General features: G+C 67.0%; 18 protein-coding genes. 6 read left to right on the top strand and 12 right to left on the bottom strand.

Going from position 1 to position 20,706, the window contains the following annotated elements:
- Positions 1–3 precede the first annotated feature (3 nt).
- Positions 4–1,191, top strand: a complete 1,188-nt coding sequence (locus VHB27_RS04405) for an acyl-CoA dehydrogenase (RefSeq protein ID WP_325597715.1) — start codon at positions 4–6, stop codon at positions 1,189–1,191.
- 37 nt (positions 1,192–1,228) lie between these two features.
- Here VHB27_RS04405 and lysA read toward each other — a convergent pair whose 3' ends face one another.
- From lysA to VHB27_RS04390, 3 genes are all read right to left on the bottom strand, one after another.
- Positions 1,229–2,533: a diaminopimelate decarboxylase gene (gene lysA, locus VHB27_RS04400; RefSeq protein WP_325597714.1), complete on the bottom strand. Its 1,305-nt coding sequence runs from the start codon at positions 2,531–2,533 to the stop codon at positions 1,229–1,231.
- A 50-nt stretch (positions 2,534–2,583) separates the two neighbouring features.
- Positions 2,584–3,657, bottom strand: coding sequence for an amidohydrolase family protein (locus tag VHB27_RS04395; RefSeq protein ID WP_325597713.1), 1,074 nt, complete (start codon positions 3,655–3,657; stop codon positions 2,584–2,586).
- A 131-nt stretch (positions 3,658–3,788) separates the two neighbouring features.
- Positions 3,789–4,802, bottom strand: a complete 1,014-nt coding sequence (locus VHB27_RS04390) for a 1-aminocyclopropane-1-carboxylate deaminase (RefSeq protein ID WP_325597712.1) — start codon at positions 4,800–4,802, stop codon at positions 3,789–3,791.
- A gap of 157 nt (positions 4,803–4,959) precedes the next feature.
- On the opposite strand from VHB27_RS04390, the gene VHB27_RS04385 reads away from it, so the two are divergent.
- The 3 genes from VHB27_RS04385 (at position 4,960) to VHB27_RS04375 (ending at position 8,091) form a co-directional block, all read left to right on the top strand.
- Positions 4,960–5,436, top strand: a complete 477-nt coding sequence (locus VHB27_RS04385) for an Lrp/AsnC family transcriptional regulator (protein WP_325597711.1) — start codon at positions 4,960–4,962, stop codon at positions 5,434–5,436.
- Between the two features lie 124 nt (positions 5,437–5,560).
- Entirely contained in the window at positions 5,561–7,840 is a 2,280-nt protein-coding gene (locus VHB27_RS04380; protein WP_325597710.1) for a xanthine dehydrogenase family protein molybdopterin-binding subunit, read from the top strand.
- Positions 7,840–8,091 carry a hypothetical protein gene (locus tag VHB27_RS04375; protein ID WP_325597709.1) on the top strand — a complete coding sequence of 84 codons (252 nt, stop codon included), beginning with the start codon at positions 7,840–7,842 and terminating at the stop codon, positions 8,089–8,091. Before VHB27_RS04380 ends, VHB27_RS04375 begins: the two co-directional genes overlap by 1 nt.
- Positions 8,092–8,275: 184 nt before the next feature.
- On the opposite strand, the gene VHB27_RS04370 is transcribed toward VHB27_RS04375, so the two are convergent.
- From VHB27_RS04370 to VHB27_RS04335, 8 genes are all read right to left on the bottom strand, one after another.
- A complete protein-coding gene (locus VHB27_RS04370; protein ID WP_325597708.1) occupies positions 8,276–9,004 on the bottom strand; it encodes a CpXC domain-containing protein in 729 nt (242 codons plus the stop codon).
- Between the two features lie 3 nt (positions 9,005–9,007).
- Complete coding sequence (locus tag VHB27_RS04365) at positions 9,008–10,648, bottom strand: hypothetical protein (protein ID WP_325597707.1); 1,641 nt, start codon at positions 10,646–10,648, stop codon at positions 9,008–9,010.
- Positions 10,649–10,941: 293 nt separating this feature from the next.
- Positions 10,942–11,700, bottom strand: coding sequence for an SDR family oxidoreductase (locus tag VHB27_RS04360; protein ID WP_325597706.1), 759 nt, complete (start codon positions 11,698–11,700; stop codon positions 10,942–10,944).
- 9 nt (positions 11,701–11,709) lie between these two features.
- Entirely contained in the window at positions 11,710–12,438 is a 729-nt protein-coding gene (locus VHB27_RS04355; RefSeq protein ID WP_325597705.1) for an SDR family NAD(P)-dependent oxidoreductase, read from the bottom strand.
- A gap of 1 nt (position 12,439) precedes the next feature.
- The gene (locus VHB27_RS04350; RefSeq protein WP_325597704.1) at positions 12,440–13,321 is read right to left on the bottom strand and encodes a TauD/TfdA dioxygenase family protein; all 882 of its coding nucleotides are present in this window, start codon (positions 13,319–13,321) and stop codon (positions 12,440–12,442) included.
- Between the two features lie 64 nt (positions 13,322–13,385).
- The gene (locus tag VHB27_RS04345; protein WP_325597703.1) at positions 13,386–14,273 is read right to left on the bottom strand and encodes an alpha/beta fold hydrolase; all 888 of its coding nucleotides are present in this window, start codon (positions 14,271–14,273) and stop codon (positions 13,386–13,388) included.
- A complete protein-coding gene (locus tag VHB27_RS04340) occupies positions 14,273–15,073 on the bottom strand; it encodes an SDR family NAD(P)-dependent oxidoreductase (RefSeq protein WP_325597702.1) in 801 nt (266 codons plus the stop codon). Before VHB27_RS04340 ends, VHB27_RS04345 begins: the two co-directional genes overlap by 1 nt.
- 76 nt (positions 15,074–15,149) lie before the next feature.
- Complete coding sequence (locus tag VHB27_RS04335; protein ID WP_325597701.1) at positions 15,150–15,806, bottom strand: HAD family hydrolase; 657 nt, start codon at positions 15,804–15,806, stop codon at positions 15,150–15,152.
- A 118-nt stretch (positions 15,807–15,924) separates the two neighbouring features.
- Here VHB27_RS04335 and glmU point away from each other — a divergent pair, with 118 nt between their 5' ends.
- Positions 15,925–17,226: a bifunctional UDP-N-acetylglucosamine diphosphorylase/glucosamine-1-phosphate N-acetyltransferase GlmU gene (gene glmU / locus VHB27_RS04330; protein ID WP_325597700.1), complete on the top strand. Its 1,302-nt coding sequence runs from the start codon at positions 15,925–15,927 to the stop codon at positions 17,224–17,226.
- Between the two features lies 1 nt (position 17,227).
- Positions 17,228–19,051 (top strand): glutamine--fructose-6-phosphate transaminase (isomerizing), encoded by a 1,824-nt coding sequence (gene glmS / locus VHB27_RS04325; RefSeq protein ID WP_325597699.1) that lies wholly within the window; start codon positions 17,228–17,230, stop codon positions 19,049–19,051.
- 10 nt (positions 19,052–19,061) lie between these two features.
- Here the strand turns inward: glmS and VHB27_RS04320 are convergent, their stop codons facing one another.
- Positions 19,062–20,504, bottom strand: coding sequence for an oligosaccharide flippase family protein (locus tag VHB27_RS04320; RefSeq protein WP_325597698.1), 1,443 nt, complete (start codon positions 20,502–20,504; stop codon positions 19,062–19,064).
- Between the last annotated feature and the right edge of the window lie 202 nt (positions 20,505–20,706).

The raw sequence follows: 20,706 nt of genomic DNA, 5'->3' as shown, positions 1-20,706 counted from the left end.
ACCATCAAGCGTCCGGCCAGCCATTTCACGCCGTTCGCGTGGGATGACGCCCTGCGCTTCGACAGCGCGCTGACCGAGGACGAGCGCGCGATCCGCGACGCCGCCCATGCGTTCTGCCAGGAGAAGCTGTTCCCCCGCGTGCTGATGGCGAACCGGAAGGAACATTTCGACCGCGAGATCATGAACGAGTTCGGCGAGATGGGCTTCCTGGGCGCGACGCTGGAAGGCTATGGCTGCGCCGGCGTCAATTACGTCAGCTACGGCCTTATTTCCCGCGAGGTCGAACGCGTCGATTCCGGCTACCGCTCGGCATTTTCCGTCCAGTCGTCGCTGGTGATGTTCCCGATCTACGCCTTCGGGTCGGAGGCGCAACGAGAGAAGTATCTGCCGAAACTCCGTGCCGGCGAATTCGTCGGCTGCTTCGGCCTGACGGAGCCGGATGCCGGTTCGGATCCGGCGTCGATGCGCACGCGGGCGAAGAAGGTCGATGGCGGTTTCGTTTTGAACGGATCGAAGACCTGGATCACCAACGCACCGATCGCCGATGTGCTGGTGGTCTGGGCGAAGGACGACGCAGGCGATATCCGGGGCTATATCCTGGAACGCGGCATGAAGGGCCTGACGCAGCCGAAGATCGAAGGCAAGTTCTCGCTGCGCGCCTCGGTCACCGGCATGATCATGATGCAGGACGTGTTCGTGCCGGAAGAGAACCAGTTGCCGAACGTGAAGGGGCTGCGCGGCCCGTTCTCCTGCCTTAACAATGCGCGCTACGGCATCGCCTGGGGTGCGCTGGGCGCGGCGGAGTTCTGCTGGCACGCGGCGCGCGAGTACACGCTGCAACGGATGATGTTCGGCCGCCCGCTGGCGGCGACGCAGTTGATCCAGAAGAAGCTTGCGGACATGCAGACCGAGATCACGCTGGGCCTGCAAGGCGTGCTGCGGCTGGGCCGGCTGATGGACGCGCACGACGCGGCGCCGGAGATGATCAGCCTGATGAAGCGCAACAACTGCGGCAAGGCGCTGGAGATCGCCCGCGTCGCGCGCGACATGCACGGCGGCAACGGGATCGTGGACGAGTACCACGTGATCCGCCACGTGATGAACCTGGAGACGGTCAATACGTACGAAGGGACGCACGACGTGCACGCGTTGATCCTGGGCCGCGCGCAGACGGGGATTTCGGCGTTCTGATCGTTGGCGGCCCCATGCCCCCGCATGGGTGCCCTCGTCATGACGGTGAGGGGGAATGCAAACCGGTCTCGGACGAAACCATCTCTCCGCGCCCTTCCGAATACGCCTCCACCTCCCGCCGCATGATGTCCGCCAGCGTCCCGCGCCGTTCGATCACCACCGGCCTTCCCGCTCGGTCGATCAGCACCGACGCAGGCAGGTTCATCGAGTTGTACTCGCTCTTCATCGCATGCGAGTACGCCCCGACATGACCCATCACCATCAGGTCCCCGATCGCGAGCCGGGGGAAGGGACGGGGCGCCAGCGTCCCATCCGCGGTGACGGTGAAGACGTCGCCTGACTCGCACAGATAGCCGGCGACGACATAGTCCTCCTGCGGGCCGGGGGCGCGCCCGTCATGCGCGATGAACCGGATCGGATGCCAACTGCCGTACATCGCAGGACGGATATTGTGGTTATGTCCCGTATTGACGATCGCATACCGATACCCCGGCGTCTCTTTGATCGCCTGCACCTCGGCCAGCAGCAGCCCGCTTTCGGCGACAACGAAACGACCCGGCTCGATGAACAGGCGGATGTCGCGACCCAGCCTGGCGGAGAACGCCGCCATGCTGGACGACAGCGCCGCCCCCCATTCGCGCAGCGGCATCGGCTTGTCGGTCGCCGGGTTGTAGACCACCGGTAGGCCGCCGCCGAGGTTGACGAATTCCAGGTCGGGAAACGCCTCGGCGATCGCCAGCGTCTTGTCCTTGATCGTCAGCCAGTGCTTCAGGTCCGTTCCGGATCCGATATGGGAGTGAACGCCGACCAGTCGGATGCCGAATGACGCGGCGACGGACTTCGCCTCCTCCATCTGGTCGAAATAGATGCCGTGCTTGCTGCTGGGACCGCCGGTGTTGGTCTTGGTGGTCTCGCCATGGCCCTCGCCCGGATTGATCCGGATGGAACAATGAAGGCCGGGCCGGATCGATCCCAGCAGGCGGATCTGGTCGATCGAGGTGCAGTTGATCAGGATCCCGTGCTCCACCAGGAAGCCGTAGACCTCACGGGTCGCGCCTTCCCCGGTGTAGTAGATCTCGGCCGGGTTGAAGCCGGCGCGCAGGGCGCGGTGCACCTCGTTCAGGGAGGACGCGTCGATCCACAGCCCCTCGTCGAGGATGATCTTCAGCACCGCCTGCAAGGTCAGCGCCTTGCAGGCATAGCGGATGCGATGGTTCGGATAGGTGATCGCCGCCTTCAGTTGCGCGCATTTCGCCCGGATCGTCGCCTCGTCGAAGACATAGAGCGGCGTATGGTAGGTGCGCGCCAACTCCAGCAGCGTCGCATCGTCGTCGAAACGCATCGTGTCCGTCCGGTGGTGGAAACGGCGGACCTAGCGCATTTTGCCGCCCGTCAGCAATCCAGACGATACACGCGCCGCGCGGTGCCGGCGAAAATCGCCGCCTTCTCGTCGGCGGAGCAGCCGGCCGTCAGCCGCTTCAGCGCGTTGAACAGGGCGGCGAAGCCGATGCCCATCTTCTCGACCGGGAAGTTGCTCTCGGCGATGCAGCGATCGGCGCCGAACAACTCGACGCAGGTCTCCACATACGGGCGCCAATGCGCGGCAAGCTGTTCGGACGACGGCGGCGCGTCGAGCCCCATGTAGTCGTATGCCGCGAGGCGCATCATCATCCCGCCCAGCTTCATCGTCACGTTCGGGCATTTCGCCAGGTCGGTGACGGATTTTTTCCAGTCGGCGAAGACCTCGTCCTGCTTGCCGGCATAGCGGCCATACCCCAGCGGGCCGCCGCAATGGCCGGTGATGATGGTGGTGTAGGGGAAGGCGCGGGCGAGGTCGGTGATGTCGGGGATCTGCGGGTGGAACCCCCACGCGTCCAGCGACAGGCCCAAAGCGCTCAGGCGCTTCAATCCTTCCCGGAAATCCGGACGGAGATAGAGGCCGGGCTTCATGTCGGGCGCGGAATTGCCGATGACCGGATCGGCGTCGTACCCCGCCGAGTGGCGCACGCCGCGGAACCGGCCGCCGCCGGCGCGGATATGCGCCTCCAGCACCGGGGTGACCCAGTCGCCGGCGGTCAGGTCCGCGTAGCCGACGATGCCGGCGGCGACCTTCGTCTTGCCGTACTGCCCGCTGTCGCTCATGGCGGCGATGCCGGCGACGAACTCGGTCTCGCCGACGGGGCGCATCTGCACCGGACCGGACGCGCGATACATCGAGTGGCATTGCAGGAAGACGCTGCCGACGACGTTGTGGCCGGTGGCGCAGTCGGCGAGGAATTCCTCCAGCAGATAGCGGAACGACGGGACTTCCCAGGATTCGCCGCTGCCTTGGGAAGTGCGGTGCCACAGGTGGTGGTGGGTGTCGATGATCGGCAGGCCGGCGTCGATGATCGGTTCGGCGGGCGCCTTGGCGAGCCAGCCCTCCCGCGGTGGAAAGATGCGGCCGAAAGCGGTTTTGGTTGCCATGACGTTTCCTGGTTTTCCTCGGTTCGGTGGCCCAATTGGACATGAGTGGGACCGAGGTTCAAGTCCCTGCCTGGAGGGATGTCTCGTCATGGCGCGCCTGTGCCCGCCACGGCGAGAAGGGGCCCGTGCCCCTACGCGAACGCGTTGTGATACGCGTTCAGCGCTGGCGCGCCGCCCAGGTGGACGTACAGCACCTTCGACCCGGCCGGGATCTCCCCGTTCCGTGCCATCGCGATCAGCCCGGCCATCGACTTCCCCTCGTACACCGGGTCCGTCAGCATCGCCTCCAGCGACGCGGCCATCCGGATCGCGGCGATCGTCGGCTCGTCCGGCAGGCCGTAATCGGGACCGGCGAAGCGAGGGTCGATCTCGATCGCGTTGTCCGAGATCATGCGCGGCAATCCCACCAGCTCCGCCGTCGCCCGCGCGATCTTGGTCACCGCCGCTCGGGTCATCGCGGCGTCGGCGGCGGTGTCGATGCCGATCAGGCGCCGTTCCCGGTCCTGCGCCGCGAAGCCGACCACCATGCCGGCCTGGGTGGAGCCGGTGCAGGTCGCCATCACCACGGTGTCGAAGAAGATGCCCTGCTCCTCCTCCTGCCGGGCCAATTCGTCGCAGAAATGGGCATAGCCAAGACCACCGAGCGGGTGGTCGGAGGCGCCGGCGGGGATCGCATAGGGCTTGCCGCCCTCGCGGCGCACCTGCTCCAGCGCGCGCTCCCAGGTCTCCTTGACCGCGGTGGAGTAGCCTTCGCCCTCCAGCACCGTCTGGGCGCCCATCAGGCGGGAAAGCAGGATGTTCCCGACCTTGTCGTACACGGGGTCCTCCCAGCGGGTCCATTCCTCCTGCACCAGCCGGCATTTCAGGCCCAGCGCGGCGGCGACGGCGGCCACCTGGCGGGTGTGGTTGGACTGGATGTTGCCGATCGACACCAGCGTGTCGCAGCCTTGCGCCAGCGCGTCGGCGGCCAGCCATTCCAGCTTGCGCACCTTGTTGCCGCCGAACGCCAGCCCCGAGGACACGTCGTCGCGCTTGGCCCAGACTTCGACGCCGAGGTCCTGGGACAGCCGCGCCAGCCTGTGGATCGGCGAGGGCCAAAAACCGAGCTTGACGCGGGGAAAGCGGCTTTCGAGGTCGAGGGACATGGCGGGCTCCGATGGCAGGGGATACGGACCGTCTCAATAACCGGTTCGGCGCCTGAGGTGCTTCGTAATCGCACGTCCGAAATAGCCGATCGATTTGTAAATCGTGCCAGATTATGAAGAGATCATTCTTTCAATCGGCTTGCCCCGAAGAATCTTCATGCCCAACGCCGCACCCGCCGACCTGACCGCCCTCGACCGCCGAATCCTCCGCGCCCTCCAGCGCGACGGCCGCATCTCCAACGCCGACCTCGCGCGCGAGGTCGGGCTCAGCGCCGCCGCCTGCTGGACCCACACAAAGCGCCTGTTCCGCACCGGCGTCGTCCGCACCGTCCGCGCCCTGCTGGCGCCCGACGCGATCGGCTGCGGCACGCTGGTCTTCGTCGGCGTGGTGCTGGACCGCTCCACGCCCGAGAGCTTCGCCGCGTTCGAAGCCGCCGTCCGCGCCATGGACCAGGTGCTGGAATGCGTCCTGGTCGCCGGGGACGTCGACTACTTCCTGCGCATCCGCGTCCGCGACATGCCGGCGTTCAACCGCCTGCACAGCGAACGCATCATCGCCCTGCCGGGGGTGCGCCAGGTCCGCACCTTCTTCGTCATGAACGAGGTCAAGACCGACGGGCCGCTGCCGCTTTGACCGTCCGTAAAGCGCTGTTTTCAAATGGGAATAGCGCTTGGAATCGAGGGTGCGCACCCTTGCCAAGGGCCTGCGCCTGGAGGATTCTTCCGGCAACCGGAGAGCCTCGGAAGGGAGAAACCTCGTGAACGATTCAACGATCGTCACCGAATCAGTCAAGCGTTTCAAATGGGTAGGCACACGCCCGATCCGTCCGGACGGCGTGCCCAAAGTGACGGGCCGAGCGCTGTACGGCGCGGACCTGAAGCTGCCGGGGATGCTGTTCGGGAAAGTCCTCCGCTCCCCGCACGCGCATGCTCGGATCAAATCGATCGACACCTCGGCCGCCGAGAAGCTGCCCGGCGTGAAGGCCGTGGTGACCGCGAAGGACCTGCCGGAGCAGAAATTCGACTATATCGGCCCCGAACGCGTGGCGGTGAATTTCTGGCACGTGACCCGCAACATCATGGCGCGGGAAAAGGCGCTGTATGAAGGCCACGCCATCGCCGCCGTCGCGGCGATCAGCGCTTCGATCGCCGAACAGGCCGCCGCGCTGATCAAGGTCGATTACGAGGTCCTGCCGCACGTCATCGACGTCGACGACGCCATGAAGCCGGACGCCCCCTTGCTGTTCGAGGACATGATCACCCGCGGCATGGACCCGGCGCCCACCAAGCCGTCCAACATCTCCAAGAAGCTGGAATTCGCCATCGGCGACGTCGAGAAGGGCTTCAAGGAGGCCGACGTCGTCATCGAGAAGGAGTTCAAGACCGCCGCCGTCCACCAGGCCTATATCGAGCCGCATGCCTGCGTGGCGAAGGCCGAGGCGGACGGGCAGATCGAGATCTGGTCCTCCAGCCAGGGCCATTTCACCATGCGGGCGCTGACCGCGCAGATCCTCGGCGCCAAGCTGGGCGACATCCGCGTCACCCCGGCCGAGATCGGCGGCGGCTTCGGCGGCAAGACGGTCACGTACCTCGAACCCGTCGCCGCGATGCTGTCGCGCAAGGCCGGCCTGCCGGTGCGCCTGAACATGAGCCGCGAGGACGTCTTCCGCGCCTCCGGCCCCACGTCCGGCGCGTCGATGTGGGTGAAGATCGGCGTCAAGAAGGACGGCAGGATCACCGCCGCGGATGGCGTGTTCAAGTTCCAGGCAGGTGCGTTCCCCGGCTCGCCGGTGATGAACGGCTGCCTGTGCGCTTTCGCGCCGTATGACATCCCGAACCAGCACGCGGTCGGCTACGACGTCGTGTCGAACCGGCCGAAGGCGGCGGCGTATCGCGCGCCCGGGTCGCCGATCGCGGGCTTCGCGGCGGAAAGCGTGATCGACATGTGCGCCAAGGCGATCGGGATGGACCCGCTGGAACTGCGGATCAAGAACGTCGCCGGCATCGGCGCGCCCACCATCGCCGGGCCGAAGCACGCCCATGCCGGGTTCCGGGAGACGCTGGAGGCGCTCTACAACCACCCCGGCTACAAGGCGAAGCTGGGCAAGAACCAGGGCAGGGGCGTGGCCTGCGGCTACTGGTTCAACGGCGGCGGCGAGTCCGGGGCGACGATCCAGGTGAACGCCGACGGCACCGTCCTGGTGGCGACCGGCAGCCCGGATGTCGGCGGGTCGCGCGCGTCGATGGCGCTGATGGCGGCCGAGACGCTGGGCGTCGACTACAGCAATGTCCGCGCGATCGTCGCCGATACCGGGTCGGTGGGCTATACCCATGTCACCGGCGGCTCGCGCGTCACCTTCGCCACCGGCATCGCCGTCGTCACCGCGACGCGCAGCGCGATCAAGGACCTGTGCAAGCGTGCCGCGATGATCTGGGACGTCGACCCCGAAGGCGTGGTGTGGGAAGACGGCTGCGCCAAGCCGGCGGGCTCCAATGTCGGCGACTTCAAGCCGCTGACGCTGAAGGAACTCGCGGCCAAGGCGGCGGCGACGGGCGGACCGATCACCGCGTCCGCCGGCACCAATGCCGGCGGCCAGGCGCCGGGCTTCTGCGCGCAGTTCTTCGACGTGGAAGTGGACCCGGAGACGGGCCGCGTCGACATCCTGCGCGCCGTCTGCGCCCAGGACGTCGGCAGGGCGATTCATCCGTCCTATGTCGAGGGCCAGATGCAGGGCGGCGTCGTACAGGGCATCGGCTGGGCGTTGAACGAGGAATACATCTATAACGCCAAGGGCCAGCTCGATAATCCGGGGTTCCTGGACTACCGCTGCCCGGTCGCCTCCGACCTGCCGATGATCGAGACGATCATGGTGGAGGTGCCGAACCCGGTCCACCCATACGGCGCCAAGGGCGTCGGCGAAGCGAATATCTGCCCGCCGATGGCCGCGATCGCCTGCGCGGTGGAGAACGCGATCGGCAAGCGGATGACGGAGCTGCCGATGTCTCCGCCGCGGGTGCTGGCCGCGCTGTCGTCGTAATGACGGCACGCGTCGTCTTCACCTCGGGCTTCGCGCGCCGCTACACCAACGGCGTGCGGGAGTTCGAGGTGGAGGCGAAGAACCTCCGCGGTGTGCTGCGGGCGATGGACGCGCTGTATCCGGGCCTGATGCACCACCTGGAGGAAGAGACGAACGTCGCCATCAACGGAGAGCTGCACGAGACCGGCTATTTCCAGCCGGTGCCGCCGGGGGCGGAGGTGTTCTTCATCCCGCGCCTGGAGGGAGGCTGACCGCCCCTGACGCAGGATGACTTCGCTGCCGCTCAGTCATCATGCTTCAGGTTCTTGTTTGATTGCGCGATTCAGACCTGCGGCAATTCCGCCTTCGGTCATCGCGCCTGTCCGTTTGGTCGCGCGATTCAGACCTGCGACGTTCCGCCTTCGGTCATCGCGCCTGTTCGTTTGATCGCGCGATTCAGACCTGCGACGTTCCGCCTCCGGTCATCGCGCTCTGGCCTTCAGGCTCCGCGAGGAACAGGCGCCGCAAATCGACGAAATACGCGTCGGCGAAGTTCCCCCGCAGCGTCGTCCAGGGTTCGGGATCGGCGTCGATCGCGTCATACGCGTCGCGGGGGATCGACAAGCCCATCAGTTCCGTTTCGCTCGCGCTTTCGATCCAGGCCAGGTGCAGTTGCTCGTCGTCCGCGCCGGTCAGGCGGAGTTCGTTCTGGTCCGCCAAGGGCGCGTCGGGGATCTCCCGCAGGATGACCGCCTTCGTCAGTTCCAGCGTGACGTCGTCGAGGCCCAGATCCCGCGCCAGCAGCTTTTCCCGCAGCGACGCCCAGCCGAAGACGATCCGGGGCACCAGGCCCCGGCCCAGCTCCTGCGCGGCCGGCGGCGCGTCGGGGCCGTGGGCGTCGTTGAAGATCGACCGGGCTTCCGCCTCCACGGTTCGCCAATCGGGGGCCATGTCGGCGCTCTCGGCCAGGATCCATTGCCCCCGCCGGTTGTCGATGTAGCTCAGGTGCAGCGGCAGGCGCAGTTCGGCGCCGCAGCCGGAACAGGTCTCGGATTGGAAGGCGCCGGCCAGGATGCCTTCGCGCAGGTCCGGCCGCCGGTCCGCGTTCACGCTGGCGGCCAGCCGGGATGGCATCGCGGTCCCGCATCCCTGGCAGATTGCCTTGGCATCCAGCAGAAGCGACATGGCCTATGCCCCCGGCTGGCCAGGGGCGCCGGGCCCCGCACCACCGGTCTTGGAGCTGTAGAGATACAGCTTCACCTTCGGGTCGATGTCCGAAGGCGGGTCGCGCTTCAGGTACCAGGTCATGGCATAGAGTTCCGCGAACCATTCGCCCGGCGCCGACCACTGGTAATTCGTCACCTGCGTCTTCGCTCGGACGGTGCGGGAATAGCTGTGCCAATGGCCGTTGCTGAACGAGAAGCCGCGGCCGTTGAAATCCTCGCTCATGATGTTTCCGCAACGGTGCAGGAACGCCTCGAACTTTTTCCGGGCGGCCGGATCCTGCATGTCCTCGGGGACTTCGATATCGGTCCGCTTGTTGATGACGGCCACGATCGCCTTCACCAGCGCATCGGTGTCCGCGCCGCCGGCCTGGCCGCCATTGAGATACACGGCCGCAAGTTCCTGCGCGACGGCCTCGAGGCCGGAGAACGAGCGCCAGCCGCCATAGCCGTCCTTGCTGATATCGCCGTCCATGATCCCCCATCGTCCGTCGACGGAATGGCCAAGCTCGTGCAGGACCGTGATCGCCAGCCGGGGCACCTGCGGCTTCTCCTTCGGATGGGTCGGATCGCGATAACCGTCGGTGTCGCCTTCGATCTCGCCCAGTTCCATTCCGGCGCCGTTATACATGCCGATGCCGTGATTGCCGGAGCGCAGCCGTGCCGTATAGGTGATGTTCTTCATCTTCTTGTGCGCCACATGCCCGACCGGCATGCTTTCCAGCGTCTCGTAGACCTGTTCCAGGTCGATATGTTCGGCGGTCTGGTCCTTGTTGCCGCCCAGGTCGATCCCGTACCGCTCCTTCAACGCTTTCTGGTATGCGCCACGCAGCGCCGTCTTCGCCTTTTTCTTGTCGGGACTTGCCGCCGCGGTCTGCTTCAGCAGCGCCCGCGCAGCCGCGTCGGCGGCATCCCGGGCGGGGGCGAATTTTGCGGGATCCTTCTGCTGCTGCAGGGCGTCGATCATCTTGTTCAGTGCGGCAAGGTCCTTGACCAGCGGATCCTTCGCGGTCCCATCGGTGATCTGGTCGATCTGGTCGGACGCGGTGTCCCGCAGGTCCTTGATCGCATCGACCGCACCGCCGGTCTGGGCGGTCCGCTGCTTGTCCGCGTCGCCCTTGATGCGGTCGCGCATCTGCGCGGCGGCGCCGCGGAACTTGGTCAGCGCCGCCACCCCGCCGGATGCCGCGGCCGCCATGCGCTTGCGCAGTCCCGCGATCGTGTCGGTGACCTGGCCGACCGGCAGCCCGTCCGCCTGCAACTGGGCCGCCTGCGCGTCGGCGTCGGCCAGGATCGCGGTGATCTCGGTCAGCAGGTCGGCTTCCTTGCGGGCCGCGTCGCGCGCCGTCTCGATGTCTTTCAACAGCGCTTGCTGCGCCTTCGCACCGGCCTTGGCGGCCGTCGGTTCGCGGCCACGCAGTTTTGCGACCTGTTCCTCGCCGGCCTTGGCGGGCAGGCCGTGGGTCACGAGACGCTGGTTTGCCTGCTGCAATTCGGACAGGGCCTGCTCGATCGCCTGGGCGGGATCCGCCTCCGTCGGATTGGCGCCGCCGCCGGCAGGCGTCGGTCCGGATGCAGACGGCAAGGGCGCGGCGTTGTTGGCCATGGGCGCCGGACCGGGTTTGCCAGCGGGGTCGCCAGCGGGGTCGCCAGCGGGATCGCCAGCGGGATCGCCAGCGGGATCATGGGAGCCGTCGTGGACGGGATCGTTACGGGTCGGATCAATTCCGGTGAACTGTCTGACCCAGTTGATTTGCTTCTCGTCTAACATGGCGCGTCTCGTTTCCCGCGTCGTCGTGCTTTTCGACAGGCGGAATGTTGCACAGCCGACCGGCAATGCACAATCAGGTCGAATCGGGACCGGTCTGACGCGGGGTGGGGCGGCTGCCGCCGCCGCGGTTACAGTTGCCGCTGCAGCGCCGCCACGTAGCCACGGTTCCAGGTCGGCGACAGATGCACTTCGTTCATCACCACGTGCTTGGGCAGGCAGGCGATATAGCGGATCAGGTCCCCGCAATCCGCCGGCTGCACCATCCGCGCCCGCACCTCCGGCCCGACCGGGTTCGGCCGCTTGTCCAGGATCGGCGTCGCCACCTCGCCGGGCAGGAACACGGTCGAGCGGATGCCGTTGACGCATTCCTGCATGTTCAGCCCGTGGCTCATCGCGACGATGCCGTGTTTCGCGACCGTATAGATCGGCCCGCTGACGCCGCCGATGAAGCGTCCGGCCATCGAGGCGGTGTGGATCAGCAGCCCGTCCTGCTGCGCGCGCATGAAGGGCAGGGCGACGGTCACGCAATACAACGCGCCCGACAGGTTGCCGGCCAGCATCAGGTCGATGCTCTCCGGCGTCAGCTTGTCCCAGTGCCGTTCGACGATGTTCATCCCGGCGTTGTTGACCAGTATGTCCAGCCGGTTGAACGTCGACTTGATATAGTCTCCAACCTTACGAACCTGGCCCTTCTCGGTCAGGTCGGCCGGCTGGACATGCGCCGAGCCGGTCTGGTTGATGCGCCGCGCGACGTCCTCCAGCGGGGCGGGGCGACGGCCCGTCAGGATGACGGTGGCGCCTTCCTCGGCCAGGGCCAGGGCAGCGGCTTCCCCGATACCGGTCCCGGCACCGGTCACCCAGGCGATCTTTCCCGTCAAACGCGCCATGTTTCCCCCTTAGGCGTTGGTGATGCCGCCATCGATCGTGATGGTCTGGCCGGTGATATACGATGCGTCGGGCGAGCACAGGAAGCGGATCACCGACGCGACCTCGGATGGCTTGCCGAAGCGGCCCAGCGGGATTTCCTTGCGGTAGTCCTCGCCGCGTTCCGAGATGATCGGTTCGGCCATTTTCGTTTCGATCACGCCAGGCGCCACCGCGTTCACCAGCACTCCCGGCGCCAATTTGCGCGACAACGCTCGGGTCAGCCCGACGATGCCGCCTTTCGCCGCGGCATAAGGCACACGCTCCGCGCTGCCACGCCGATACGCGATCGAACTGGCCAGCACGATGCGCGCAGGCTCCCGCTGGTCGTAGCGCGTCGAAAACGCCACGGCCATGTCGTACGCGTTCGTCAGGTTGGCCGCGATCGCCCGGTTCCACACGCCGTGATCGGATGGGTCCAGTGCGTCCCGCTCGAACACGCCCGCCAGATGGACGAGTGCATGGACAGGCGCCCCCGCCGCCTCGACGACCTTGGCGCATTCCTCGGGCGTATCGAGGTCGGATCGGTAAAGTCCCAGGCGCACCTTGCCGAGTTCGTCCTGCGCGCGCAGCAGGGCGGCTTCGTCGCGGTCGCACATGATGACGTGCCCGCCTTCGTCCATGAAGGTGCGCACCGTTTCGATCCCGATCCCGCCGGCGCCGCCGGTCACGACGATGCGCTTGCCGGTGAAGACCGCCATCTCAGGCAACCAGCGCCGGATAGTCGAGCGTCGCCATCACCTGAGCACGGCGCATATACCGATGTTCATACGGCATGTAGTCGGCGACGGCGTTGTGGACGGTGCCGATATTGTCCCACATCAGCACGTCGCCCTCGGCCCAATGATGGGCGTAGAGGAAATCCGCGCGCTCCTGGTGGCGGAACAGGTAATCGAGGATAAGCCCGCTCTCCAGTTCGTCCATCCCGTCGATCGACATCGTATAGCCGGGGTTGGCATACAGCACCTTGCGCCCGGTCAGCGGATGCACCCGCACCAAAGGCTGCGACACCGGCGGCTTCTTCGCCTTCTGCTCCGGCGTCAGCTTGGCGCGGCGGGAGCCGGGGCGGGTGCGCATCACCTCCCAGAACTTCTCGAAGTCGTGCGTCGCGGAGCGGCCTTCGAGCTTCGCCTTCATCTCTTCCGGCAACTCGTCATAGGCGGCATGCATGTTGCGGAACTGCGTCTCGCCGAGGGACTTGCCGTTGCGCATCGGCACCTTCTGGGCGTGCAGCACGTTCGCCAGCGCGATGTCCTTGCTATAGGACATGTCGGTGTGCCAGCCCTGGCCGGCGTCGTTCAGCCCCAGCGGCTTGCCGTCCGATCCCATCATGTTGGACAGGATCATGATCTCGGGAAAGTCGCGTTCGAAATAAAGATTGGCGACGTTGATCTCCAGCTCCCCGAACCGGCGGGCGAAATCGGCGAAGGCCGGGACGCCGCAGGTCTGGCGGGGGAAGCACAAGACGCCGTACTGGCCCAGGGCGCGCAGCGCGGTCCGGAAATCGGCGTCCGAAAGCGGGGTGGAAAGGTCGACGCCCTCGATCCGAGCGCCGAGGGTCCGGCCGGAAGGGGTGATTTTCATGGAAAGGTTTCCTTGGTTCCGAAATGACCATGGCGGGGGGACGTCCGGCCATGACGCGCCGCTCTCATGCCGGCGACCGCAGCCGCAGCACGGCCTGCACGACGTCGTCGGGGTTCTCCCGCGCCAGGAAATGCCCGGCCTTGGGCAGGTCGCGCCGCTCGATCAGGTTCGTGAACAGCCCGTCCCGCGGCCGGGAACCGTCGGGCGGGCCGACGCCGTCGTCGATCCCGTGCAGGATGATCGTCGGGGCCTGGATCGCCGGCCGCGCCGCCAGCCGCGCCTCCAGCGCGTCATAGGCCGGATCGCCCGGCGCGTTGCCGTACCGGTGCCGATACGACTGGATCGTCACGGCAACGAAATCGGGATTGTCGAAGCTCGCGGCCGTCGCCTGCAACGTCGCCTCGTCGAAGTCCCAGTTCGGCGACCACAGCCGCCACAGCAGCCGGGTGAGCTCCAGGCGGTTCTGCGTCAGGCCGGCGACGCCGCGGTCCGTATGGAAATACCATTGATACCAGTAACGATACTCCCGGTCCGGCGCGACCGGGTTCGAGGCACCCGGGATGTCCTGGATCCCATACCCGGTAATCGCCACGAACCCCCGCACCCGTTCGGGCCACAGCGCCGCGACGACGCAGGCCGCACGGCCGCCCCAGTCGTAGCCGACCAGGATGGCGTCCGGGATCGCCAGCGCGTCCATGAAGTCGCGCACATCCGCACCCAGCGCCGCCTGCTGCCCGCTGCGAGGCGTATCGGCGGACAGGAACCGCGTCGCGCCATAGCCGCGCAGCCATGGCACAAGCACGCGGAACCCGGCCTTGGCCAACGGGCCGATCACCCCGTCGTAATCGTGCACGTCCGACGGCCAGCCATGCAGCAGGATCGCCACCGGCCCATCGGACGGGCCGGCCTCCAGGTAGGCGATCTCCAGGACAGGCGTGCGGACGGTCTTCATCAGCGGATCATGTTGTTGGTCACGGCGCCGCCGGTCGCGGTACGCCCGCCATCGGCGACATATTGCGCGCCCGTGATGTTGCCCGCCAGGTCGGACGACAGGAACAGCACCACGTTGGCGATCTCCTCCGCGGTGCCATAGCGCCCGATCGGGATGTTGTTCTGGTAGCCCTTGCCGACCGACGCCGGATCGTCCGGGTTCAGCAACGACTCCAGCGCGTGGATCATCCGCGTGTCGATCGGGCCGGGGCAGACGGCGTTGACCCGCACGCCCGCGCGTCCGACCTCGCCCGCCGCCGTCTTGGTCAGGCCGATCACCGCGTGCTTGGACGCCACATAGGCCGACATGCCGGGCGAGGCGACAAGGCCGGCGACCGAAGCGGTGTTCACCACCGACCCGCGCCCCTGCTTGATCATCACCGGCAGCACATGGCGCATGCCCAGGAACACGCCGCGGACATTGACCGCCATGACGCGGTCGAACAGGTCTTCATCATATTGCCAGGTGGGCGCGACATTGCCCTCGATGCCGGCATTGTTGTGGAAGCAGTCGATCGCACCGTACTTGTCCAGCGTCGCCTTGACGTAATTCTGGACGTCGGCCGACTTGGTCACGTCGGCGGGGACGAAATGCGCGTCCGACCCTTGCTGGCGCAGGATGCCGACGGTCGCTTCGCCGGCCGCCTGGTCGCGGTCCACCACGACGACCTTGGCGCCGCGCGACGCGAAGCCCGAGGCGACCGCGCGTCCGATCCCATTGCCGCCGCCGGTGATCAGCGCAACCTTGCCGGTGAAGTCCATCGTTTCCTCCTGTTATTCGTGGCGCGGCAGGCTAGCCCAATCCCGTCAAAACGAAAATCGCCCTCACCCCGCACCTTCACCCCGTGGGCACCAGCCGTTCGGCGATGGCGGCGGCCTCGCGGATGTCGTGCGCGATCGCGGCGCAGCCCGTCTCCATGCCCGGCGCGCCGTAGCCCCAGGCCGCGAAGATGCCGGCAACCCCGGCGCCGCGGGCGGAGACGATGTCGTTATGGTGATCGCCGAGCATCACCGTCCGTTCGACGCAGCCGTGGACGAGGCCCAGCGTGGCGAGAAGGTGGGATGGATCGGGTTTGCGCGCCGGGAAGCTGTCGCCGCCGCCCACCGCCGCGATCAGGGGCATCAGGCCCAGCGTCTGCAGCAGTGCGCGGGCCGGGCGTTCGGGCTTGTTGGTGCAGATGGCCAGCGTCCAGCCGGCGGCCGCCAGTGCCTCCAGCGTTTCCGGCACGGCCGGGTACAGCCGGCTGCCGACGGCGACATGGCCCTGATAATCCGCGGTGAAATCGCCGACCGCCGCGGCGTCCGGCGCTCCGCCCCGGGCCGCGAAGGCCTTGCCGACCAGCGCGACCACGCCGTCGCCGACCATGGATTTGACCTCGGCGGTGGTGAAGCCCGGCAGGCCCCGGTTCGCCATCAGCCGGTTCAGCGCCGCTTCCAGGTCCGGGACCGTATCGACCAGCGTGCCGTCGAGGTCCAGCAGCAGGGTTCGCGGCACCGGGTAGCACTCCGAAACTTGAATTGAAGCAATTGCATAACGGTAAAGATTGACGCGGCTTCATCCCGGCCGCTACGCCAGGACAGTAGGGATTAGCGTAGGCATTCTGGGACCGATCATGCAAGCGACCGCCATTGTCCTGGCCGCCGGACTGGGTACGCGGATGAAGTCGGCATTACCGAAGACGCTGCACCGGTTGGCGGGTCGGTCGATGCTGCGCCACCTGCTGGCCAGTTGCGAGCAGGTGTTCGACCGGGTCGTCGTCGTCCTGGGGCCCGACATGGATGCGGTCCGGACGGAAGCCGCGCCGCATGCCTGTGTCGTGCAGCACGACCGGTTGGGCACCGCGCACGCCGCGCTGCAGGCGGTCGAGCAGTTCGGCGACGGCAAGGTCGCGGTGCTGTACGCGGACAACCCGTTGATCCGGCCCGAGACGATGCGCCGCCTGCTGACCGGCGGCGCCGCGGACGGGCTGTCGCTGCTGGCGTTCCAGGCGGCCGATCCGGCGCGCTATGGGCGCGTCGTGACCGGCGGGCAGGGCATGGTCGAACGCATCGTCGAATACGCCGATGCCAGCGAAGCCGAACGCGCGATCACCCTGTGCAATGCCGGCGTGATGTGCGCCGCCGCCGGCGACATGGCGCGCTGGCTGCGCGCGGTGCGCAACGACAATGCCAAGGGCGAGTATTACCTGACCGACGTCATCGCCATCGCCCGCGCCGCCGGCCGGCCGGTGCGCGCCGTCGAGGCGCCGGAGGCGGAGCTTGCCGGCATCAACTCCCGCGCCGAACTGGCGAAGGCCGAAGCGGTCCTGCAATCCTGGCTGCGCGCCGCGGCGATGGATGCGGGCGTGACCATGGTCGATCCCGCCAGCGTGTTCCTGTCCGCCGACACCGAACTCGCCTCCGACGTCACGATCGAGCCGAACGTGGTCTTCGGCCCCGGCGTCAAGGTGGCGTCCAACGTCACCATCAGGGCCTTCAGCCATATCGAGGGCGCGACGATCGGCGCCGGCAGCATCATCGGCCCGTTCGCGCGGCTGCGCCCCGGCGCGGTCCTGGAAAACGACGTCCACGTCGGCAACTACGTGGAGATCAAGGCGTCGCACCTGGGGGCAGGGGTGAAGGCCAACCACCTGACCTATGTCGGCGACGCGACCGTCGGCGCGCGCACCAACCTGGGCGCGGGGACGATCACCTGTAACTACGACGGTCACCACAAGCACCGCACGACGATCGGCGCCGACGCGTTCATCGGCTCCGACGTCTCGCTGGTCGCACCCGTCACCGTCGGCGACGGCGCCTATGTCGCCACCGGCAGCGTGATCACCGACGACGTCGAGCCGGACGCACTCGCCATCGCGCGCCAGCGGCAGGTGCAGAAGCCAGGCCGAGCGTTAATGAGAAAGGACAAGGGCTGACATGTGCGGGATCGTCGGAGTCATTGGCGCGCGCGAGGCCGCACCGATCGTCCTGGAGGCGCTGCGCCGCCTGGAATATCGCGGCTATGACAGCGCCGGCATCGCCACCCTGGTCAACGGCCATATCGACCGCCGCCGCGCCGAGGGCAAGCTCAACAACCTCGCCGCGTCCCTCGACGCCCGGCCGCTGACCGGGGCGATCGGGATCGGCCACACCCGCTGGGCCACGCACGGCGCGCCGACCGAAAGCAACGCCCATCCGCACGGCACCGCCCGCGTGTCGCTGGTGCATAACGGCATCATCGAGAACCATGCCGAGCTGCGCGCGGAGCTGGAGGCCGAGGGGCAGGAGTTCAGCACCGAGACCGACACCGAAACGGTCGCGCAGCTCGTGGACCTGTACCTGAAGCGCGGGATGCCGCCGGTCGAGGCGGCGGGCAAGGCGCTGCGGCGGCTGGAGGGCGCCTATGCGCTGGCGATGATCTTCGCCGGCCATCCCGAACTGATCGTCGGCGCCCAGCACGGCGCGCCGCTCGCGGTGGGGTTCGGCGACGAGGAGATGTTCGTCGGCTCCGACGCGCTGGCGCTGGCGCCGCTGACCCGCCGCATCGCCTATCTGCGCGACGGCGACTGGGCCGTCGTCGATCGGCACGGCGCCAGCTTCTTCGACATGGACGGCAACCCGGTCGAGCGGGAGGTGAAGCTGACGCGCATGACCGGCGCGGCGATCGGCAAGGGCAATTTCCGCCATTTCATGGAGAAGGAGCTGCACGAGCACCCGGCGGTGATCGGCGATACGCTGCATCGTATGGTGAACCCGGCGACGCGGGAGGTGGCGCTGCCGGACCTGGGGATCGATTTCGCCCAGGTGCCGCGCATCACCATGAGCGCGTGCGGCAGCGCCTTCTATGCCGGGCTGGTGGGCCGCTGGTGGTTCGAGGCGGTGGCGCGGATCCCTTCGGACGGCGACGTCGCCAGCGAGTTCCGCTACCGCACGCCGCCGCTGCCGCAAGGGGGGCTGGGCCTGCTGGTCTCGCAGTCCGGGGAGACCGCCGACACGCTGGCCGCGCTGCGCTATATGCAGGAGCAGGGGCAGACGGTGCTGTCGGTGCTGAACGTCCCGGAAAGCAGCATGGCGCGGGAGAGCGACGCGGTGCTGGAGACGGTCGCCGGCCCGGAAATCGGCGTCGCCAGCACCAAGGCGTTCACGGCGCAGTTGTCGGTGCTCGCCTGCCTCGCGTTGGCCGCCGGGCGCGCGACCGGCGCGATCGATGCGGCCAGGGAAGCGGCGATGACCGCGGCGCTGCTGGAAGTGCCGGGCCGCGCCGCCGAGGTGCTGGAGAACGACGCCGCCATCCAGCATCTTGCCAAGCGCGTCGCCAAGGCGCGGGACGTGCTGTTCCTGGGCCGCGGCAACTGCTTCCCGATCGCGCTGGAGGGGGCGCTGAAGCTGAAGGAGATCAGCTATATCCACGCCGAGGGCTATGCCGCCGGCGAGATGAAGCACGGTCCGATCGCGCTGATCGACCCGGCCGTGCCGGTGATCGCGATCGCGCCGTCAGGGCCGTTGTTCGAGAAGACCGCGTCGAACCTGCAGGAAGCCGCGGCGCGCGGCGGGCAGGTGATCGTGTTCAGCGACGAAGCCGGTGCGGCGAAGCTGCGCGGGATCGCGGCGGAGACGGTGGTGCTGCCCGCGGTCGATCCGTTCGTGGCGCCGATCCTGTACGCGATCCCGGTACAGGTGCTGGCGTATCATGTCGCGGTGCTGAAAGGCACGGACGTGGACCAGCCGCGGAACCTGGCGAAGTCGGTGACGGTGGAATAGGCGGCGCCGGTCACCGCGCTCTGTGGCCGACGACGTCGGCGATGAAGTCCCGCAACTGCCGGCGCGCGAAGAGATAGAGATACGTCCCGTAAAACATCAGCCCTATGGCGATCAGCAGAAGCATGTCGGGGGCTCGACCTAGCCAATTCGGATGGAAGACCGGCAGCCTTAAGAAGACCGCCATCAGGCCCGCGCCCGCCAGCGACTGCAACGGCGGCAGTGCCACGGCGAACGGGGAGATGCGACAGGCTCGGCCGAACATGACCAGGAAGACCGGCATGACGACCCACGGCCGGATCGCCAGGGCCAGGCAGGTCATGGTCAGTCCGAACGGTGCCGCGCAGACCACGGTCACCGCCAGCGTCACGGCTTGCCAATGCGCGATCTTACGGAATACCGAGGATTGGTTGGCCGCCAGAAGAGCCGCGTCCAGGCTGTAGAATATCGCCAGCGGCAACCCGGTCAGCAGCATAAGCTGGGTCGGCACGATGCCAGGTTGCCAGCGATGGTCGAGCCACAGCTCAAACAGGTCCGGAACGATCGCGGCCGCGCCCAAAAAGCAAGGAAACGACAGGATCGACGCGTTCTGCAGGACTTTCAGGAAATGCCTTTCGAACTCGGGCGTGCCGGGCTCGTCCGAGCGCAACTCGATGCGTCCGACCTCGGTACGCGGTATGACATTCGTATGGACGATGACGTCGACGAGCCTGTTGGCCAGCGAGAACAGTCCTACGTCCGTGGGGCCGAGAACGTAACCGAGCACGATGCGGGGGAACTGGCCGGTGACCAGGCTCGCCATGCGTGCCATCAACACGTTGACCGCGACAGGCCGAAGGTCATGGAAGTGGCGAACCGACCATCTGCAACCAAACCGGACCGATACCGCGATCCACGCAACCGTCAGTTCGGCGAGACGCTGCGTCAAGACTTGCAGCACCAATGCCCAGACCCCGAACCCCAAAAGACCGAGGATGATGCCGAAGACGCCACCGATCGTCAGTCCCAGTACCGACCTGATCGCCAGGGCCTTGTATTCCATCGATCGCCTCAAGACCGCGATCGGCGGCGCCGACAGGGACGACAGAAGCGGCATGGGCAGCAGGACCCAGATCACCCATTTCATTTCGTTGTCATGAAATGCATCGCCCAGCCAGGGCGCCGAGACGCCCATCAATGCGGCGAAGGCCAGTGATATGCCGATGCTGACGAGGTTCGAGGTGTTGATGTGATCGCTTTCCAGGTCCTTGACGGTCACCAGCGCCTCGGCGGCGCCTTCAAGCAGGATCCATTCGCAGAAGCCGACGAAGACCATTACGATCGAAAATAATCCATAGGGACGCGGACCGAGGATGGGCGCCAGAATGGCGAACAGAATCAGCCACAACCCTTGTTGCGTCACCCTTTCGATCGTCAGCCAGGCCACGGGTGAGATCGACGGGAACCGGATTGCCATCAAGATTTCGTTTCCTGGTTCATGGGGCCGGGTGCCGGCGGAAGCCTGGATAAGGACGTGTCCTGTCCGCCCTGTCTCTTGTCGGACGGGACGAAACATGGTCGAAATGGAATTCGACCGGGGACGGCAGCACTGGGGACGGCAGCACTGGGGACGGCAGCACTGGGGACGGCAGCACTGGGGACGGCAGCTCTGGGGACGG

This window comes from Rhodopila sp., assembly GCF_035548235.1.
Classification (GTDB): domain Bacteria; phylum Pseudomonadota; class Alphaproteobacteria; order Acetobacterales; family Acetobacteraceae; genus Rhodopila.
Note: the sequence above shows the minus strand (reverse complement) of the source record. Positions and strands in the feature narration are given on the sequence as shown.

Excerpts from the sequence above, each read along its gene's own strand:
- lysA (WP_325597714.1), bottom strand. The coding sequence starts at position 2,533 with ATGCGTTTCGACGACGATGCGACGCTGCTGGAGTTGGCGCGCACCTAC.
- VHB27_RS04395 (WP_325597713.1), bottom strand. The coding sequence starts at position 3,657 with ATGGCAACCAAAACCGCTTTCGGCCGCATCTTTCCACCGCGGGAGGGC.
- VHB27_RS04390 (WP_325597712.1), bottom strand. The coding sequence starts at position 4,802 with ATGTCCCTCGACCTCGAAAGCCGCTTTCCCCGCGTCAAGCTCGGTTTT.
- VHB27_RS04385 (WP_325597711.1), top strand. The coding sequence starts at position 4,960 with ATGCCCAACGCCGCACCCGCCGACCTGACCGCCCTCGACCGCCGAATC.
- VHB27_RS04375 (WP_325597709.1), top strand. The coding sequence starts at position 7,840 with ATGACGGCACGCGTCGTCTTCACCTCGGGCTTCGCGCGCCGCTACACC.
- VHB27_RS04370 (WP_325597708.1), bottom strand. The coding sequence starts at position 9,004 with ATGTCGCTTCTGCTGGATGCCAAGGCAATCTGCCAGGGATGCGGGACC.
- VHB27_RS04365 (WP_325597707.1), bottom strand. The coding sequence starts at position 10,648 with ATGGCCAACAACGCCGCGCCCTTGCCGTCTGCATCCGGACCGACGCCT.
- VHB27_RS04360 (WP_325597706.1), bottom strand. The coding sequence starts at position 11,700 with ATGGCGCGTTTGACGGGAAAGATCGCCTGGGTGACCGGTGCCGGGACC.
- VHB27_RS04355 (WP_325597705.1), bottom strand. The coding sequence starts at position 12,438 with ATGGCGGTCTTCACCGGCAAGCGCATCGTCGTGACCGGCGGCGCCGGC.
- VHB27_RS04350 (WP_325597704.1), bottom strand. The coding sequence starts at position 13,321 with ATGAAAATCACCCCTTCCGGCCGGACCCTCGGCGCTCGGATCGAGGGC.
- VHB27_RS04345 (WP_325597703.1), bottom strand. The coding sequence starts at position 14,273 with ATGAAGACCGTCCGCACGCCTGTCCTGGAGATCGCCTACCTGGAGGCC.
- VHB27_RS04340 (WP_325597702.1), bottom strand. The coding sequence starts at position 15,073 with ATGGACTTCACCGGCAAGGTTGCGCTGATCACCGGCGGCGGCAATGGG.
- glmU (WP_325597700.1), top strand. The coding sequence starts at position 15,925 with ATGCAAGCGACCGCCATTGTCCTGGCCGCCGGACTGGGTACGCGGATG.
- glmS (WP_325597699.1), top strand. The coding sequence starts at position 17,228 with ATGTGCGGGATCGTCGGAGTCATTGGCGCGCGCGAGGCCGCACCGATC.
- VHB27_RS04320 (WP_325597698.1), bottom strand. The coding sequence starts at position 20,504 with ATGGCAATCCGGTTCCCGTCGATCTCACCCGTGGCCTGGCTGACGATC.